The organism is Cupriavidus sp. 01L46 (assembly GCF_056399905.1).
Map to the genome: position 1 here is coordinate 1 of NZ_JBFTSF010000133.1, position 16,288 is coordinate 16,288.

Sequence of the window (16,288 nt, forward strand, 5' to 3'; positions counted from 1 at the left end):
ATTTGGCGGCCATCGCCGCGCCGCGCGCGCCGCCCACGGCAGGCATGCCAGCGGTACGCGCCGGCGCGGGCTTGCGCTCGACCACCGCGTCCAGCGACAGGGGAAATTTTGGGCGACGCGGGACGGAACTCATGACGGCCGGCAACTGCGCTGGCGAGGGCTTATGCCAGCCACTGGTTGATCTGCTCGAGCTGCCCGCGGTGAGTCAGGTCCAGCTGCAAAGGAGTCAGCGACACAAAGCCTTCGCCCGTGGCATGGAAGTCCGTGCCCTCGCTCGCATCGCGCGCATCGCCGGCGGGGCCGATCCAATAGTTGGTATCGCCGCGCGGGTTGACCTGCGTGATGACCGGCTGGGACGGATGGCGCTTGCCGAGCCGGGTGGCACGGTAGCCCTTGATGTGTTCAAACGGCAGGCTGGGAATATTGACGTTGAGCAGGAACGGCTCGGCCGAGGGCCTGGCGATATAGCGCTCGACAATGTCGCGTGCCACGCGCGCGGCGGCGTCGAGATGGGTCCAGCCCTTGTCCACCTGCGAAAAAGCGATCGAGGGAATGCCAAGCAGGAAGCCCTCGATGGCGGCGGCGACGGTACCGGAATACAGTACGTCCTCGCCCATGTTCTGGCCCTGGTTGATGCCGGACACCACCAGGTCGGGTTTCTCGTCGAGCAGGCCGGTCAGCGCGATATGCACGCAATCGGTCGGCGTGCCGTTGACGAAGCGGAACCCCTTCTGCACGCCCTCCCGGGCTTCATAGATGGACAGTGGCCGCTGCAAGGTCAGCGAGTTGGAAGCACCGCTGTGGTTCTGCTCAGGCGCAATTACCGTGATGCGCGCCAGCGGCGCCAGCGCGGCATGTAGCGCGGCTAGCCCCGGCGCCAGGTAACCGTCATCGTTTGCGAGGAGGATATGCATGGCCGGGATTGTACCTGACAAGGCTGCCGCAAGCGGCCTGTCCGCAGCGCAAATCCTGCCGCAAAACCCGTGCCCGGCGGCGGCTCGCCAGCTTGTAACAGAACGACCGTGCTATTTTTGAGCTACACTTGCCCGGGCCTGCCTGGCGCAACTGGCATGGACCACGCGTGCATCGCGCATGCACCCTTTTGCGCCATCTTCTGCCGGGCATCGAACATATCACCGGAGACATGATGAAAGCCGTACTTTGCAAAGCCTGGGGCCCGCCTGATTCGCTGGTGCTCGAAACCCTGCCTGACCTCGTGCCCGGCGCGGGCGAAGTCGTCATCGACGTGAAGGCGGCTGGCGTGAATTTTCCCGACGTCCTCATCATCCAAAACAAATACCAGGCCAAGCCGCAGCTGCCCTTCTCGCCCGGCTCGGAACTGGCTGGCGTGGTCAACGCGGTGGGCGAAGGCGTGACGCACGTCAAACCCGGCGACAAGGTTATCGCCTACCTGGGCAACGGCGCCTTCGCCTCGCAGGCCAAGGCCCCCGCCGCCGCCGTGGTGCCGATGCCACCGGGCATCGACTTCGAGACCGCTGCGGCATTCACCCTCACCTACGGCACCTCGCACCATGCGGTGATCGACCGGGGTGAGCTGAAGGCGGGCCAGACCATGCTGGTGCTCGGCGCTGCCGGCGGCGTGGGCCTGGCCGCCATCGAAATCGGCAAGGCCATCGGCGCGCGCGTGATCGCGGCCGCCTCCACCGACGAAAAGCTCGCGGTCTGCAAGGACCATGGCGCCGATGCGCTGATCAACTACAGCACCGAAGACCTGCGCGAACGCGTGAAGGCGCTGACCGATGGCCGCGGCCCCGACGTCATCTATGACCCGGTGGGCGGCGTCTACGCCGAGCCGGCGTTCCGCTCGATCGGCTGGCGCGGCCGCTACCTGGTGGTTGGCTTCGCCAATGGCGAAATCCCCAAGCTCCCGCTGAACCTGGCGCTGCTCAAGGGCGCCTCGCTGGTGGGCGTGTTCTGGGGTGACTTTGCACGGCGCGAACCCAAGGCCAACCAGGCCAACATGGCACAGATGCTGGGCTGGATGAAGGAAGGCAAGATCCGCCCGCATATCTCCGCGCGCTATCCGCTGGAGCAGGCGCCGCAAGCCCTGAAAGACATGGAAGCCCGCAAGGTCACCGGCAAGATCGTCATCGTGCCCTGAGGTGGCGCGCCTCTGGCGCCGTGCAAGAGCAAAAAAAGCGCCTGGGGCCGTAGCACCAGGCGCTTTTTTCTTGCTCGGCGGCGTTTCACGCAGCCATCACTGCCCGCATCAGAAGCGATGCTGCAAGCCGGCGGTCACGCCCACCTGGTTGTTTGCATAGCCGATGAAGTCCCGGGACAAGCTCACGTTCTGCCCGTTGCGCGCCTTGGCATAGCCACCCGACAGGTAAGCCGTGGTGCGCTTTGACAGCGCATACTGGGCACGCATCGAGAACAGGATCGGATCGGCATCGCTGCCGCCCTTGATATTCTGCTTGTAGACCGCGCCATACAACGTGAACGCAGGCGTGAAGTCATACGACGCGCCGCCCCAGTACATATCGCTGCGGTGAGACGCGGCCGCCGTGGTGAAGGTCCGCTTGTAGTTGCGGTAGCCCGCGTAAAGCTTCAGGTCGCCGAAGTCATAGCTGGCGCCAGCGTGGATGCCCTGAATGTAATTCGTGACATCGGCGGGCGTGGTGCTGGTGCCCGCGCCGTTCTGGCGGTCCCAGGTAGCGGCCGCGGCAAAGCCGCCCGCGCTGTAGCCCACACCGAGATCGTACTTGGACGAGCTCTTGAAGCTGCCGGCCACTTCACCCAGCGCCACCGTGGCACCCAGCTTCACGCCGCCAAAGGTGCCGTCGTAGCGGATCGCGTTGGACGCGCGCGAGAACAGGCCATCCTTGCGGTCGCCGGTAGCGGTCGCCGAGGTCGCCCACGAATAATTCGGCGCGTAGCCCATCGGGTCGAACGGCAGCATGAAATCGTAGGTGGTGGTGAAGGTGCGGCCCAGCACCACTTGGCCATACTTGCTGGACAAGCCAACGATGGCGCGGCGATCGAACAGCGTGCCGTCGGAATCCAGCCGGCCTGTATCGATGGCGATGCCGCTCTCCAGCTGGAACAGTGCCTTGAGCCCACCGCCAAGGTCCTCGCTGCCGCGCATGCCCCAACGCGACGTGTTCTTGCCGCCCGAGGTCATCTTGAGCACCGAGCCGTTCGGGCCGGCATGGCTGGCATATTCGATGCCGGCATCCATGATGCCGTACAGGGTCACGCTGGATTGCGCCGCGGCGCCACCGGCCAGGCTCATGCCGACTGCTGCCAGCGCGATCGATTTCAGCTTCATGCTGTCTCCTCTTGTGATTTGTGATTTGTGATTCTTGTGGTGATATCCGGGCAGCCCCCCGGGATGGCACGCATGGTATGGCAGGTGCACTTTCAGTTCGCTTTCGAAATTCGACGGATTTCATTGCCGCGCGGCATTCGGAGTCGGGAGTTTCCCTAGCTTCAAAGTCGGGCCGGATACCTGTATTCCTCAGCGCAGCCCGCCGTTGCGGCGCTCCCCCGCTTTTACCGATTTCACCCGGGCGCCCCGCCCAGCCAAGAGAATGCGAATCCTGCTCGTTGAAGATAATGTGATGCTGGCGAATGCCCTGGTCGAGGCGCTAAGCCAGGCGGGCTTCACCGTGGACTGCATGCACGATGGCCGCGCGGCCGATCACCTGCTCTCGACCCAGGACTACGCGCTGGTCATCCTCGACCTGGGCCTGCCTAAGCTCGATGGCCTGGAGGTGCTGCGGCGCCTGCRGCAACGGCGCAATGCCATGCCCGTGCTGATCCTGACCGCGCACGGCTCGGTCGAGGATCGCGTGAAGGGGCTCAACCTGGGTGCGGACGACTACCTGTCCAAGCCGTTCGACCTGTCGGAACTAGAGGCCCGCGCACGCGCGCTGATACGCCGCAGCTTTGGTCACGAGAGCACGCAATTGCAATGCGGCCCGCTGTGCTATGACGGCATCAGCCGCGCCTTCGTSCTGGGCGGCGAGCCCCTCGCGCTGACCCGGCGGGAGCGCGCCGTGCTCGAGGTGCTGATGCTGCGCGACGGACGCGCCGTCAACAAGGAAGCCATGTCGGAGAAGATTTTCGGCATCGATGAATCGGTCAACCCGGACGCCATCGAAATCTACGTGCATCGCCTGCGCAAGAAGCTCGAAGGCAGCGGCGTGGCCATCGTGACCCTGCGCGGGCTGGGCTATCTGCTCGATGCCTCCCCGCAAGCAAGCGTGGCCACGCCCACCGCCCGATGAGAGTCCCGAGCCTGCGCCTGCAGCTGTCGCTCTGGCTGCTGCTGCCGTTGCTGGCGCTGCTGGCAATGGACGCTTGGATGACCTATCACCGCGCGATGGACGCGGCCCACGTGGCGTTCGACCGCACGTTGGAAGCCTCGCTCAAATCGATGCGCGAAGGCATCCGCCTGCATGAGGGCCGCTTCGCCATCGACGTGCCTTACCTGGCGCTGGAGATCTTCGAGTCCGAGGCCGGCAGCCGGATCTACTACGTGATTCGCGACGAGCACGGCGCCACGCTGACCGGCTACGACGACCTGCCGATGCCGGCCACGCCAAAGCAGCCGCTCTACAAGACCGTCTTCTACGACGCCGTTTTCCGCGGCGAGCCGGTGCGCATGGCAGCGCAGCCGCTGCCGGTGCGCGACATGCCGTCGGGGCAGGCGCGGCTGGTCTGGGTGCTGGTCGGCGAGACCATCGAGCCGCGCCAGTCGCTGGCGCACGAGATCCTGGCCGGCTCGCTGCAACAGGAAATGATACTGGTCACGCTGGCGCTGGGCATCGTGTGGTTCGGCGTGCGGCGCGGCCTGCGGCCGCTGCACCGGCTCAGCGCCACGGTGGCCGAACGTGGCGCCGACGACCTGGCGCCGCTGGAGCAAAAGGACCTGCCCGCCGAAATGAAGCCTCTGGTCGAGGCGATCAACCAATACGTTGCGCGCCTGCACCGCATGTTGCTGGCGCGCAAGCGCTTCTTTGCCGATGCCGCCCACCAGTTGAAGACGCCGCTGGCCATCATGCAGGCGCAGTCGGAACTGGCGCTGCGCGAGCGCGATGGCGACCGTATCCTTCGCCACCTGGGGCCGCTGCACGATACCGTGCGCCACGCCGCCAAGGGCGTGCAGCAATTGCTTTCGCTATCGCGCCTGGAACCGGACAGTGGCTACGCGCCGGCGTTGCTGCCCTTGCGCCTCGATACGCTGGCCAGGGACGTGGCGCTCGAATGGGCACCGGTGGCGCGGGCCGCCCAGGTCGACCTGGGCTTCGAAGCCGATGCGCCGGTACAAGTCCTGGGGCAAGCGGAACTGCTGCAGGAGTTGGCCGGCAACCTCGTGGATAACGCGATCCGCTACGGCGGCGCCGGAACGCAGGTGACCGTGCGCGTGGTGGGTCCGGAAAACCAGCCGTTGCTGCAAGTGGTGGATAGCGGCCCGGGCGTTGCTGACGACGAGCGCGACAAGGTATTCCAGCGCTTCTATCGCGGCGAATCCATCCCGGGGCAGGCTGGCAGCGGCCTGGGCCTGCCGATCGTGCGCCAGATCGCGCGCGCCCATGGCGCCACGGTGGCGCTTGAGGAAACCCCCGGCGGCGGCCTGACCGTCAGCGTGCGCTTCGCGGTGACCGCGGTGGCGGGCGCCGGGGCCGGGCTCGCATCGCACCAAAGTTGGCGGGACCACTAAGGCGGGCAATTGGCCGGCAGTGCCAGCTCCTGCCGAAACGGATCGACCTTCAGGCTTGGGTCCTTCATGCGCAAGCAGTAAGTCCCTGCGGCGCCGCGCACGCGCGCAGTGCGGTTCGTGCCCACCTGCGACTCGACAAGGGCCTCGCCTTGCGCGGCCGCGGCCATGCCCGCGGCAAGCCGCTGCGCAGGCGAGGCCACCGCGTCGGAGGCGGCGCGCTCGAAGACGGCCTCGCCCCGCTGACGACTACGGGCGATATTGTCCCGCGCATCACTGGTGGCAGATGCCGGATCTGCGGAGCGCATCGGTGCCAGCGGCAGCATGGGCACGCTGGCCGCGCTAGAACTGTTGAAAGGTACGCCCGCCCCGGGCGGCAAAGCCATCGCCGCGGCTGGCTCCCGGCCGGACTGCCTTGCGGACACGCGCTCAGGCCGAGACGCGGACAAGGCCTGCGGCTTGCGGGAGGATGCAGCGGGCTTGGCGGTGGCAGCGGGCGTGGGTAACCTGGTGGACGGCAACACTGCCACCCACTGCATGGCCCGCTGATCCCGCTCGCCAGGCCGTGGCAACGAGAGCGAGGCCTGCCGTGCCGGCCAGGGCACCGGGCCCAGCACGAGCCCATGCGCCACCAGCACCAGCGCCACCACGATCGGCCACTGGCGGCGGCGCATGGCGTGCGCGCCGCGGTCAGCATTGGGCATCACGCTGGCTTAGCGCCGGCCGATACGGACGATGCGTGAGAAAACAGGGGGATGCATGGCGACTCCGGACGGTGAGCAAGCCGTGATCTTATGTGAAAATGATTGTCTTACAAACAATTTTTATTGTAAAACAATAAATTTCAACCAACCTCCACCACGTTGCGGCTCACTCTCGCGATCGCCCGGGTGCCAGCCCGACGGCTGGCTTACAGCCGCTCGGTCTCTCCGCTCTTGGGCTGCCACTTCATCAGCCGCTTCTCCACGTTGCCGACCAGCGTATCCAGCATCAGCGCCGCCGCGGTCAGCACCACGATGCCCGCGAACACGGTGTTGATGTCGAAGGTGCCCTCGGCCTGCAGGATCAGGTAGCCAACGCCGCGCGCCGAGCCCAGGTACTCGCCCACCACCGCGCCCACGAAGGCCAGGCCGACTGACGTATGCAACGAGGAAAACACCCAGCTGGTCGCGCTCGGCAGGTAGACATGGCGCARCAGCTGCTTGCGGTTCGCGCCCAGCATGCGCACGTTGGCCAGCACCACGGGGCTGACTTCCTTGACGCCCTGGTAGACGTTGAAGAACACGATGAAGAACACCAGCGTCACCGCCAGCGCTACCTTGGACCAGATGCCAAGGCCAAACCAGACGGCGAAGATCGGCGCCAGGATCACGCGTGGCATCGAGTTCATCGCCTTGATATAGGGATCGAGGATGGCCGAGGTGAGCGGGCTGAGCGCCAGCCACAGGCCAACGCCGAGGCCCGCGGCCGTGCCGATGCCAAAGGCCAGCAGCGTCTCGATCAAGGTCACGCCGAGGTGGACGTAGATGTCGCGCTCGATGACGAACCAGTTCCAGATGCGCTGGGCCACCATCAGTGGCTCACCGAAGAAGAAGGCAACCTGCTGCGAGCGCGTGGCGGCATGCCAGGCGCCGAGGATCACAACGAGGACGAGCAGCTGCCAGAATCGCAGCATGCCTTTGGAGTCGGGACGGAAAGCCATGGGAATCGAAACTCGAATTGAAATCAGACTGGATTGATCAGACCGGATTGAATGGGAACGAAGCGCGCCAGGCCATCTCAGGCCACCTTGCGCTGCTGCGCGTAGCCCTTGAGCACTTCCTCGCGCAGCACGTCCCAGATGGCCGCGTGCAGCTCGATGAAGCGAGGATGGTTGCGGATCTCGGCCACGTCGCGCGGACGCGGCAGGTCGATGGCGAACTCGCCGATCGGGTGCGTGCCGGGACCTGCCGACAGCACCACCACGCGGTCGCTCATGGCGATGGCCTCGTCAAGATCGTGGGTGATGAACAGCACTGCCTTGCGCTTGGCCGCCCACAGCTCCAGCACCTCGTTTTCCATCAGCTGGCGGGTCTGGATGTCGAGCGCGGAGAACGGCTCGTCCATCAGGATGATGTCCGGATCCAGTATCAGCGTCTGGGCCAGGCTCACGCGCTTGCGCATGCCGCCGGAGAGCTGGTGCGGGTAGCGGTCGCCAAACCCGCCCAGGCCGACGCGGCGCAGCCAGGCCTCGCCCTCCTGCTGCGCTTCGGCACGCGCCATGCCGCGGAATTCAAGCCCGGCAATGACGTTGTCGAGCGCGCTGCGCCACGGCATCAGCGCCTCGGCCTGGAACATGTAGCCGGCGCGGGCGTTGATGCCGCGCAGCGGCTCGCCGAACACCCGTACCTCGCCGATCGAAGGCTGCAGCAAGCCGGCCCCCACATTCAGCAAGGTGGACTTGCCGCAGCCGGTCGGCCCCACCACGGAGACGAACTCGCCGGGCTGGATGTCCAGGGTGGTCTCCTTGACGGCGGTATAGCGCTGGCTGCGATCGTCGCGGGAGACGAAGGTGCAGGTGACGTTGTCGAGGGAAAGTGCGGGAGTGCTCATGGCAGGCTCTTGGCGGATACGGTGCTGAATGACGCAACGGGTGCGATGGATGCAGGCACCGCGGCTCCGCGCGATAGTAATGACGTGGAAAGCAGGTTCAGGACGGCGCACCAGATGCCATGGATGGCATCGGTATGCGCCAATGCAAAGGCCCGCTGCACGCAGCGGGCCGCCGGCACCCTGGGCGCAGGCGATGCCTTACTTGTACTTGGCGTTCGCCTTCTGCACGAAGGTGTTGGTGAAGGTGTTCTCCAGCTTGATGGTCTTGCCCTTCAGGTCCGGGTCGAACTGTTGCAGCGTGTTGAGCGCGGTCTTGGGACCGTCGGCCGGCATGGTACCGTCCGGCGAGATGGCTTCCTTGACCTTTTCCCAGGCGGACAAATACAGCGCGCGGTCGCCCAGCAGATAGCTTTCCGGCACGGTCTTGACGATGTCCGACGGGCCGGCCTTCTGCAGCCACTTGAGCGCGCGCACCATGGCGTTGGTCATGGCCTGCGTGGTGTTCGGGTTCTGCTGGATAAAGGCGGTGGACGCGTACAGGCAACCCGACGGCATATTGCCGCCGAAGACAGCCTGGGTGTCCTTGAGCGTGCGGGTGTCAGAGGCGATGCGCACTTCGTTCTTCTGGGTCAGCATCGACACGACAGGATCGAGGTTGGCCATCGCGTCGATCTGGCCGGAGCGCATGGCCGCCACCGCGCCAGCGCTGGCGCCGACACCGATGAAGGAAACGTCCGATGCCTTCAGGCCGGCTTTTGCCAGCACGAAGTTGGCCATCATGTTGGTGGAGGATCCCGGCGCGGTCACGCCGATCTTCTTGCCCTTGAGGTCGGCCACCGACTTGAAGTTGGGCATGGTCTTGTTGGAGACCACCAGCACGATCTGCGGGGCGCGGCCCTGCAGCACGAATTCCTGGTACTGCTGGCCCTTGGCCTGCAGGTTGATGGTGTGCTCGTAGGCGCCGGAAACCACATCGGCGCTACCGCCCACCACGGCCTGCAGCGCCTTGGCGCCGCCGGCGAAGTCGACGATCTCGACGTCGAGCCCTTCATCCTTGAAGTAGCCGAGGCGCTCGGCAATGGTCAGCGGCAGGTAGTAGAACAGGTTCTTGCCGCCCACGGCGATGGTGACCTTGGTCTTCTCGGGCTTGCCCTGTGCCTGGGCGTAGCCGCCAAACGTGAACCAGCCCGCAAGGAACAGCGCCAGCGCGAGCAGCGCCTGCTTCCAGAATTTCTTGTTATACATTTCTCTCTCCTACCTGATTACCCGTCAACTGCGGCTCTCGCGCTGATGCATGCCACGTGTGCCACGGCATGCGTAGTGCCGCGTAGCGGCAAGTTGCGATGCTAGCCGATGCCGCAGAGCGCCGCATCGGGATCAACACCTATGCCACGCCGGCATCCGCGCCAGCGTGTGGGCATCGAAGATACAGGGTGCGCCTTTCGGCCGGCTTACTGCCGGCCCCGGGCGCAGGCATCATTCCGCGTGGATATCGGCGGCCTTGATGACCTTGGCCCAGCGGACCAGCTCGTTGCGCTGATAGGTCGCGAGTTGCTGCGGGCCCATGAACTTCGCCTCGGCGCCGAGCTCCTCCGCCTTCTTGCGGAAGGCCTCGGTCTGCATGATGCGCTCGATCTCGCCGGCGAGCTTGTCGATGATCGGCTTAGGCGTGCCAGCCGGCGCGTACATCGCGAACCAGGACGACACATCGAGATCGGGATAGCCCGCTTCCGGTGCGGAGGGCACGTCCTTCAGGCTGGGCAGGCGCTGCTTGCTGGTGACCACCAGCGCGCGCAGCTTGCCGCCCGCGATATGCCCCATCAGGGGCGGCGGCGTGGTGATAGTGAGATCCACCGAGCCGCCCAGCAGGTCGGTCATGGCCGGGCCAGTGCCTTTGTATGGGACATGGGTGATCTGGATGCCGGCCATCTGGTTCAGCAGCTCGGTGGAAACATGCTGCAGCGAACCGTTGCCCGACGACGCGTAGTTGAGCTTGTTGGGGTTAGCCTTGGCATAGGCCACCAGTTCCTTGAGCGTCTTCACCGGCAGGCTCGGGCGCACCACCAGTACTTGCGGCGCAGACAGGATGTTGGCGACCGGGGAGAAATCCTTCACCGGGTCCCACGCGTTCTTCATCAGCAGCGGCGAGATGACCTGGTAGCCCGAGTACTGCACCATCAGGGTGTAGCCGTCCGGCTTGGCGCGCGCCACCGTCTGCGCGGCAATGCCGCCCGAGCCGCCGGGGCGGTTGTCCACTACCACCGGCTGGCCGAGGGCCTTGGACAGGGGCTCGGCGATCATGCGCGCGGCCAGGTCGGTGGTGCCGCCCGCGGCGGCGGACACCACCAGCGTGACCGGGCGCGTCGGGTAGGCGCCGTCCTGCGCCCATGCGGCCGTGCCGGCCAGGCCGGCGGCAGCCAGAGCCACGGCGGCGAGCATCTTGCGGCGCGCGCCGGATGCGCACAGGGAAGATTGGGGACGTGCGATGGCAAATGCCGGATTGCGAGGCATGGAGTGTCTCCTGCTTGGTGCTTGTTGATCTTGGTTTTTTGATCAGCGCCCGCCGGCCCTCGCCGTGCGGTGCGCACCCGTCGTTCGGGATTCTTGTGGGCGGGCCCGGTGTCAGCCCTGCCCGGCGAAATGCTCGGCCAGCCAGGCCGGCGGCTGGTGCGTGCGCAGGCGAGTGCCGGCGCGCAGCAACTGGCTGGCGGTGTCACGCTGGACCAGCGCGGGCAAGCCGGCCACCACGTCGAGCAGGCGCGCCAGGTCCACGCCGGTGTCCACGCCCATGGCATCGAACATATGCACCAGTTCCTCGGTGCTGACGTTGCCGCTGGCACCGGGCGCAAAGGGGCAACCACCGAGACCGCCGGCGGCGGCGTCGAAGCGGGTCACGCCCGCCTGCCAGGCGGCCAGCGCGTTGGCCAGGCCCATGCCGCGGGTGTTATGCAGGTGAATGGTGAGGCCCGCCTGCGGCAAGCTTTGCTGGAAACGCTCGCACAGCRCGGCCACCTGCGTGGGATACGCCATGCCGGTGGTGTCGCACAGCGTGATGCCGGCCGCGCCAGCATGGGCGAAGGACTCGGCCAGGGCCATCACGGCACCGGCATCGACCTCGCCCTCGAAGGGGCAGCCGAACACGGTGGACAGAGAAACATTGACCGGCACACCCGCCGCGTTGGCCGCCTCGATCATTGCCAGCAATTGCGCTTGCGATTGAGCGCGCGTCATGCGCAGGTTGGCGCGGTTATGCGTCTCGCTGGCCGACATCACCAGGTTGAGCTCATCGGGCCGGCACGACAACGCGCGCTCCAGGCCGCGCAGGTTCGGCACCAGCGCGGTGTAGCGCACGCCCGCGCCGCGCTGCATGCGGTGCATGACCGCCTCGGCATCGGCCAATGCGGGGATGGCCTTGGCCGAGGTAAATGACGTGGCTTCGATGCGGGCAAAGCCGCAGGCGGACAAGGCATCCAGAAAGGCCACCTTGGCGTCAGTGGGCACCACGGCCGGCTCGATCTGCAGGCCATCGCGCGGCGCGACTTCGTTGATCTCGATGCGGGCCGGGCCGCGCAGCATGCATGACGCGCTCATGCCACCACCCCGCGTGCGCGCATGTCGGCGATGGTGGCAGCGTCGAAGCCGGCCGCCTCCAGTACGCTGTCGGTGTGTTCGCCCAGCGTGGGCGCACGGTCGTGGATGGCGCCCGGGCTGGCCGAGAGCTTGGGCATGATGCCCGGCACTTCGACGCTCAGGCCGCTGGCCGCGGTCACGCTCTCGATCACGCCGCGCGCACGGTAGTGCGGGTCTTCCGAGATGTCCTTGACGGTGTAGATGCGCCCGGATGGCACTTCGGCCTGCTTGAGCACCACCAGCGCGTCTTCCACGCTTTGCGTGCGGGTCCACGCGGTGATGGCGGCATCGATCTCGTCGACGCGCTTCACGCGGCCGTCGTTGCGCGCGAGCGCCGGGTCGTCGCCCAGGTCGGCGCKGCCGATAGCGTGCATCAGGCGCTTGAAGATGGCGTCTCCGTTGGCGGCCACCAGCACGTACTCGCCACTGGCGCAGGGATAGGCGTTGGACGGCGCGATGCCGGGCAAGGCGCCGCCAGCCGGCTGGCGCACGGCGCCAAACGCCGAATACTCCGGCAGCAGGCTTTCGCTCAGGTTGAACAGCGACTCGTACAGCGCCACGTCGATCACCTGCCCTTCGCCGCCGCGCGCATCGCGCTCGTACAGCGCCAGCAGCACGCCGAGCGCGCCATGCAGCCCGGCGATGGTGTCGCCCAGCGACAGGCCGGCACGCACCGGGGCACGGCCCGGCTCGCCCGTGAGGTAGCGCAGGYCGCCCATGGCCTCGGCCACCGCGGCAAAGCCCGGCTCGTCCTTCTTCGGGCCGGTCTGGCCGTAGCCGGACACGCGCACCATGATCAGGCCGGGGTTTTCCGCGCGCAGCGCTTCATAGCCCAGGCCCCATTTCTCCATGGTGCCGGGACGGAAGTTCTCGATCAGCACGTCGGCCTCGGCAGCCAGCTTGCGCACCACGGCCTGCCCTTGCGGATTGCGCAGGTCGATGCAGATGGATTGCTTGTTGCGCGATTGCGCTTCCCACCAGACAGAGGTGTCCTCGTAAAGCATGCGCCATTTGCGCAGCGGGTCGCCCTGTCCGGGCGGCTCCACCTTGACCACGTGAGCGCCGAAATCGGCGAGGGTCTTGGCGGCGAAGGGGCCGGCAATCAATTGCCCGAGTTCGAGGACCCGAATGCCTTCAAGGATCTGTCGCGCCATGGTGGGGGTGTCTCCGTKCGGTGTGGGTTGCAGCAGGCGTGTGCCGATGGGAAGCGCCGCGGCCAGCGCGGCTGGCGGCACGCCTTGTTTCGACGCAGTGTGCCCCAGCCGGGCGGCTGGCGGAATCGGCATTCGGAGAAGCGGGCCTTCTCGGAACGCGAAAGCCCCGAACGAACCACGTTTCAGAACGGCGCGCGGTCGCCGCAGAGATGGGTGATGAGCAGCCGCGCCGACACCGTCAGCCCGGCGGGGTCACGCATGCCGATCAGCAGCGTGCGGCGGGCCCACGCATCCTGCAGCCCCACCAGCGACAAACCCATCGACTGCACGTGCGGCTCGGCCGCGATGCGCGGCAGCACGCCCACGCCCAGCCCCGCCATCACCATGCGGCACATGGCGTCGAAGCTGCGCACCTGGATGCGCAGGCGGAAAGGCCGGTCCAGCCGGCTGCTTTCCTCCAGCAAGCGGGCCGCCAGCGAGGTGACCTGCGGCAAGCTGACGAAGTCGTATTCCAGCGTGTCCGCATAGCGCACGGGCCCGCGCTCGGACAGCGGATGGCCCGGCGGCGTGACCAGCACCAGTTCGTCCTGCCGGTACTCCACCGTGACCAGGCCCGCGCTGGGYGTGCGGTCGGCAAAGATGCCCACGTCCGCGCGGTTTTCCACCAGCGCGGCCACGATCTCGCTGCTGTTCTGCTCTTCGAGCTCGATGCGGATGGTCGGATGCAGCGCCATGAAGGTCGCCAGGTCGTCGGGCAGGAACTGCGTGATGGCCGAGGTATTGGCGCACACGCGCACCTGGCCGCGCACGCCGCTGGCGTAGTCCGACATCACGCCGGCCATGCGCTCCACGTCCTGCAGGATGGTCAGCGCATGGTGGAAGCAGGCCTGCCCGGCCTCGGTCAGCTGCACCCCGGCCGCGTGGCGAAAGAACAGCGGCGCKCCAACGGCGGCCTCCAGGTCGGAAATGCGCTTGCTGGCCGCTGCCACCGCCAGGTGCGACTGGCGCGCGCCGGCGGAAATGCTGCCCTGGCGGGCCACGGCCACGAACAGGCCAAGCGTGACAAGGTCGAAACGGGCAAGATTCATGCGGTCGTGACCCCGCGCACGGACCCAGGCATGGCAATGCGATCGGGCACGGCTACACCGCGCGCCGGTCCATCACCGCGCGGGCAATGGTGCCGGCATCGACGTACTCAAGCTCGCCGCCCACCGGCACGCCGCGCGCCAGGCGCGACACCTTGAGGCCGCGCGCTTTCAGCATCTCGCCGACATAGTGCGCCGTGGCCTCGCCTTCGCTCGTGAAATTGGTGGCGACGATCACCTCGGTCACCGGGCCGCCCATGGCGGGGTCGGTGGCACGCGCCAGCAACCGGTCCAGGTGGATCTCGCGCGGGCCGATGCCGTCGAGCGGAGAAAGCCGGCCCATCAGCACAAAATACTGGCCGCGATAGGTCAGCGTCTGCTCGATCATGATCTGGTCGGACGGCGTCTCCACCACGCACAGCAGCGAGGCGTCGCGCCGCTCGTCCAGGCAGGTCGAGCAGATTTCCTGCTCGGTGAACGTATTGCAGCGCGAGCAATGCTTGATGCCGTCGGCCGCGCCGCGCAAGGCGTCGCCCAGCTTGCGGGCACCTTCGCGGTCGTGCTGCAGCAGGTGGTAAGCCATGCGCTGGGCCGACTTCGGCCCCACGCCCGGCAAGACCCGCAACGCCTCGATCAGCGCCTGCAACGAGGTCGGGGGAGCGCCCTTCATGCCGGCCCTCCGGACGCCGCCATGCTCACCACCGGCAAGTGATGCAGCACGGTGGGAAACGGCTCATAGAAATGATGCAGCAAGGCTTTCCACTGCTGGTACTCGGGCGAGCCGCGAAAACCCTCGGTGTGGTCTTCCAGCGTGCGCCAGCGCACTGTCAGCAGGTACTCCGACGGCCGCTCGATACCGCGATGCAACTCAAGCCCAAGAAAGCCCGGCATGCCCGCGATGATATGACGCGCCTGCCCGAAAGCCGCTTCAAAGGCGGCTTCCTGGCCGGGGCGCACCGGCAGCACTGCGGATTCGAGAATCATGCGGGCTCCGTGCCAGGCTCAGAACGGCAGCTTGAAGCCCGGGGGCAACGGCAGGCCGGAGGTCATCGAGCCCATCTTTTCCTGCGAGGTGGCCTCGGCCTTGCGCACGGCGTCGTTGAACGCAGCGGCGACCAGGTCTTCCAGCAGTTCCTTGTCTTCGCCTTCGGCGAGCAGGCTGGGGTCGATGGAGACGCGCTTGACGTCGTTCTTGCAGGTCATCACCACCTTGACCAGGCCGGCGCCGGACTGGCCCTCGACCTCGATCAGGGCAAGCTGCTCCTGCATCTTCTTCATGTTTTCCTGCATCTGCTGGGCTTGCTTCATCAGCCCGGCCAGTTGGCCCTTCATCATGGAGTGCTCCTGATTAGCGTTTGGATGGAAGTTACGGGCCGCCGCGGGTCTTGGGCGCCGGCGGCCTGGCAAAAATAAGAGGTCAGGCGGCGCGCGGCTGGATCGATCCCTCCAGGATCGTGCCGCCAAACTCGCGCAGCAAACCCTGCACGAAGGGATCCCCTTCGATAGTGGCCTCGGCTTCGCGCTGGCGCTCGGCGCGAGCCTGCGCATCCGCGGCGGCGGCGGTATCAGCCACCGCGCCAATCTCGTACTGCACCCGCACTTCGGTGCCGAGGTGCTCGGCCAGCGTCTGCTGCAGGCGTTCGACGACGCCCGCCTCGGTAATGGGCGCCACCGGCGCGCGCAGGTGGAAGGTGCGGCCCACGACCTGGACAAGCTCGCTCTGGTAGGCCAGTTGCTGTGCAAGGCCCTTGAGCGGCAGGCTGGCAGCCAGTGCCGGCCACGCGCCGGTGAACACCGGCGGCGTGCCATCTTCGCCCGCCACCGGCGGCTTAGGCGGCGTGAGCCGCACCGGGGCCACCGGCTCGGCCGGGGCGGCTTGCACCGCGGCGGGAGCAGGCGGCGCAGCGCGCGGGGCAGGTTCGCGCCGGGGCGCGGCCTGGCGCGAGGGCATTGGCTCGGGATCGCTGTCGTACGGCCCGATCACGGGCAGGTCGGGCGGGAGGTCTTCCCAGGGCGGCACGTCGCTGCTGCCCGCGTGTTCCCACGGCGGGACGTCGTCGCTCGGGCCGCTATCGCGGACATCGCGCGCATCCGTGGCGGCTTGCCGCGCGGGCACAGGCTCCCGGCGCGATGGGGCTGCGGCC

The 16,288-nt window shown here is 67.0% G+C and carries 17 protein-coding genes and 1 pseudogene; 3 read left to right on the forward strand and 15 right to left on the reverse strand.

The genetic code is table 11. The features are described from left to right. A pseudogene (locus AC1DS3_RS22275) lies at positions 1 to 133 on the reverse strand (protein-L-isoaspartate(D-aspartate) O-methyltransferase); the annotation flags it as partial. Positions 134 to 161: 28 nt separating this feature from the next. Further along, on the reverse strand, positions 162 to 914 hold the full coding sequence (gene surE, locus AC1DS3_RS22280; protein ID WP_416049072.1) for a 5'/3'-nucleotidase SurE: 753 nt from the start codon (positions 912 to 914) through the stop codon (positions 162 to 164). A 233-nt stretch (positions 915 to 1,147) separates the two neighbouring features. Between surE and AC1DS3_RS22285 the strand changes: the two genes are divergently transcribed. After that, on the forward strand, positions 1,148 to 2,122 hold the full coding sequence (locus tag AC1DS3_RS22285) for an NADPH:quinone oxidoreductase family protein (RefSeq protein ID WP_441640340.1): 975 nt from the start codon (positions 1,148 to 1,150) through the stop codon (positions 2,120 to 2,122). 108 nt (positions 2,123 to 2,230) lie between these two features. On the opposite strand, the gene AC1DS3_RS22290 is transcribed toward AC1DS3_RS22285, so the two are convergent. After that, on the reverse strand, positions 2,231 to 3,289 hold the full coding sequence (locus tag AC1DS3_RS22290; RefSeq protein WP_441640339.1) for a porin: 1,059 nt from the start codon (positions 3,287 to 3,289) through the stop codon (positions 2,231 to 2,233). Between the two features lie 262 nt (positions 3,290 to 3,551). On the opposite strand from AC1DS3_RS22290, the gene AC1DS3_RS22295 reads away from it, so the two are divergent. Both AC1DS3_RS22295 and AC1DS3_RS22300 read left to right on the forward strand, forming a co-directional pair. Continuing rightward, positions 3,552 to 4,250, forward strand: coding sequence for a response regulator (locus tag AC1DS3_RS22295; protein WP_477127966.1), 699 nt, complete (start codon positions 3,552 to 3,554; stop codon positions 4,248 to 4,250). Further along, positions 4,247 to 5,686, forward strand: coding sequence for a sensor histidine kinase (locus tag AC1DS3_RS22300; protein ID WP_441640337.1), 1,440 nt, complete (start codon positions 4,247 to 4,249; stop codon positions 5,684 to 5,686). The genes AC1DS3_RS22295 and AC1DS3_RS22300 overlap by 4 nt, the downstream gene beginning before the upstream one ends. Here AC1DS3_RS22300 and AC1DS3_RS22305 read toward each other — a convergent pair. The 12 genes from AC1DS3_RS22305 to AC1DS3_RS22360 form a co-directional block, all read right to left on the reverse strand. After that, positions 5,683 to 6,387, reverse strand: coding sequence for a hypothetical protein (locus AC1DS3_RS22305; protein ID WP_441640336.1), 705 nt, complete (start codon positions 6,385 to 6,387; stop codon positions 5,683 to 5,685). The genes AC1DS3_RS22300 and AC1DS3_RS22305 overlap by 4 nt on opposite strands. A 206-nt stretch (positions 6,388 to 6,593) precedes the next feature. Further along, entirely contained in the window at positions 6,594 to 7,385 is a 792-nt protein-coding gene (locus tag AC1DS3_RS22310; RefSeq protein WP_441640335.1) for an ABC transporter permease, read from the reverse strand. Positions 7,386 to 7,462: 77 nt separating this feature from the next. Then, positions 7,463 to 8,275, reverse strand: coding sequence for an ABC transporter ATP-binding protein (locus tag AC1DS3_RS22315; RefSeq protein ID WP_441640334.1), 813 nt, complete (start codon positions 8,273 to 8,275; stop codon positions 7,463 to 7,465). Between the two features lie 198 nt (positions 8,276 to 8,473). Further along, positions 8,474 to 9,520 carry an ABC transporter substrate-binding protein gene (locus AC1DS3_RS22320; protein ID WP_441640333.1) on the reverse strand — a complete coding sequence of 349 codons (1,047 nt, stop codon included), beginning with the start codon at positions 9,518 to 9,520 and terminating at the stop codon, positions 8,474 to 8,476. 231 nt (positions 9,521 to 9,751) lie between these two features. Continuing rightward, positions 9,752 to 10,714, reverse strand: a complete 963-nt coding sequence (locus AC1DS3_RS22325) for a Bug family tripartite tricarboxylate transporter substrate binding protein (protein WP_441640362.1) — start codon at positions 10,712 to 10,714, stop codon at positions 9,752 to 9,754. 183 nt (positions 10,715 to 10,897) lie between these two features. Continuing rightward, a complete protein-coding gene (locus AC1DS3_RS22330; RefSeq protein WP_477127967.1) occupies positions 10,898 to 11,866 on the reverse strand; it encodes a hydroxymethylglutaryl-CoA lyase in 969 nt (322 codons plus the stop codon). After that, positions 11,863 to 13,059: a CaiB/BaiF CoA transferase family protein gene (locus AC1DS3_RS22335; protein ID WP_477127968.1), complete on the reverse strand. Its 1,197-nt coding sequence runs from the start codon at positions 13,057 to 13,059 to the stop codon at positions 11,863 to 11,865. Before AC1DS3_RS22335 ends, AC1DS3_RS22330 begins: the two co-directional genes overlap by 4 nt. Positions 13,060 to 13,241: 182 nt before the next feature. Beyond that, positions 13,242 to 14,147 carry a LysR family transcriptional regulator gene (locus AC1DS3_RS22340; protein WP_043347514.1) on the reverse strand — a complete coding sequence of 302 codons (906 nt, stop codon included), beginning with the start codon at positions 14,145 to 14,147 and terminating at the stop codon, positions 13,242 to 13,244. A 52-nt stretch (positions 14,148 to 14,199) separates the two neighbouring features. Then, positions 14,200 to 14,814 (reverse strand): recombination mediator RecR, encoded by a 615-nt coding sequence (recR, locus tag AC1DS3_RS22345; protein WP_150993105.1) that lies wholly within the window; start codon positions 14,812 to 14,814, stop codon positions 14,200 to 14,202. Continuing rightward, a complete protein-coding gene (locus AC1DS3_RS22350; RefSeq protein ID WP_441640330.1) occupies positions 14,811 to 15,128 on the reverse strand; it encodes an antibiotic biosynthesis monooxygenase family protein in 318 nt (105 codons plus the stop codon). The genes recR and AC1DS3_RS22350 overlap by 4 nt, the downstream gene beginning before the upstream one ends. An 18-nt stretch (positions 15,129 to 15,146) precedes the next feature. Next, entirely contained in the window at positions 15,147 to 15,479 is a 333-nt protein-coding gene (locus tag AC1DS3_RS22355; RefSeq protein WP_006157727.1) for a YbaB/EbfC family nucleoid-associated protein, read from the reverse strand. Positions 15,480 to 15,561: 82 nt separating this feature from the next. Next, the coding region (locus tag AC1DS3_RS22360; protein ID WP_477127969.1) for a DNA polymerase III subunit gamma/tau C-terminal domain-containing protein at positions 15,562 to 16,288 on the reverse strand (727 nt) is incomplete at its 5' end.

Excerpts from the sequence above, each read along its gene's own strand:
- surE (WP_416049072.1), bottom strand. The coding sequence starts at position 914 with ATGCATATCCTCCTCGCAAACGATGACGGTTACCTGGCGCCGGGGCTA.
- AC1DS3_RS22285 (WP_441640340.1), top strand. The coding sequence starts at position 1,148 with ATGAAAGCCGTACTTTGCAAAGCCTGGGGCCCGCCTGATTCGCTGGTG.
- AC1DS3_RS22350 (WP_441640330.1), bottom strand. The coding sequence starts at position 15,128 with ATGATTCTCGAATCCGCAGTGCTGCCGGTGCGCCCCGGCCAGGAAGCC.
- AC1DS3_RS22320 (WP_441640333.1), bottom strand. The coding sequence starts at position 9,520 with ATGTATAACAAGAAATTCTGGAAGCAGGCGCTGCTCGCGCTGGCGCTG.
- AC1DS3_RS22290 (WP_441640339.1), bottom strand. The coding sequence starts at position 3,289 with ATGAAGCTGAAATCGATCGCGCTGGCAGCAGTCGGCATGAGCCTGGCC.
- recR (WP_150993105.1), bottom strand. The coding sequence starts at position 14,814 with ATGAAGGGCGCTCCCCCGACCTCGTTGCAGGCGCTGATCGAGGCGTTG.
- AC1DS3_RS22300 (WP_441640337.1), top strand. The coding sequence starts at position 4,247 with ATGAGAGTCCCGAGCCTGCGCCTGCAGCTGTCGCTCTGGCTGCTGCTG.
- AC1DS3_RS22305 (WP_441640336.1), bottom strand. The coding sequence starts at position 6,387 with ATGCCCAATGCTGACCGCGGCGCGCACGCCATGCGCCGCCGCCAGTGG.
- AC1DS3_RS22355 (WP_006157727.1), bottom strand. The coding sequence starts at position 15,479 with ATGATGAAGGGCCAACTGGCCGGGCTGATGAAGCAAGCCCAGCAGATG.
- AC1DS3_RS22325 (WP_441640362.1), bottom strand. The coding sequence starts at position 10,714 with ATGCTCGCCGCCGTGGCTCTGGCTGCCGCCGGCCTGGCCGGCACGGCC.
- AC1DS3_RS22315 (WP_441640334.1), bottom strand. The coding sequence starts at position 8,275 with ATGAGCACTCCCGCACTTTCCCTCGACAACGTCACCTGCACCTTCGTC.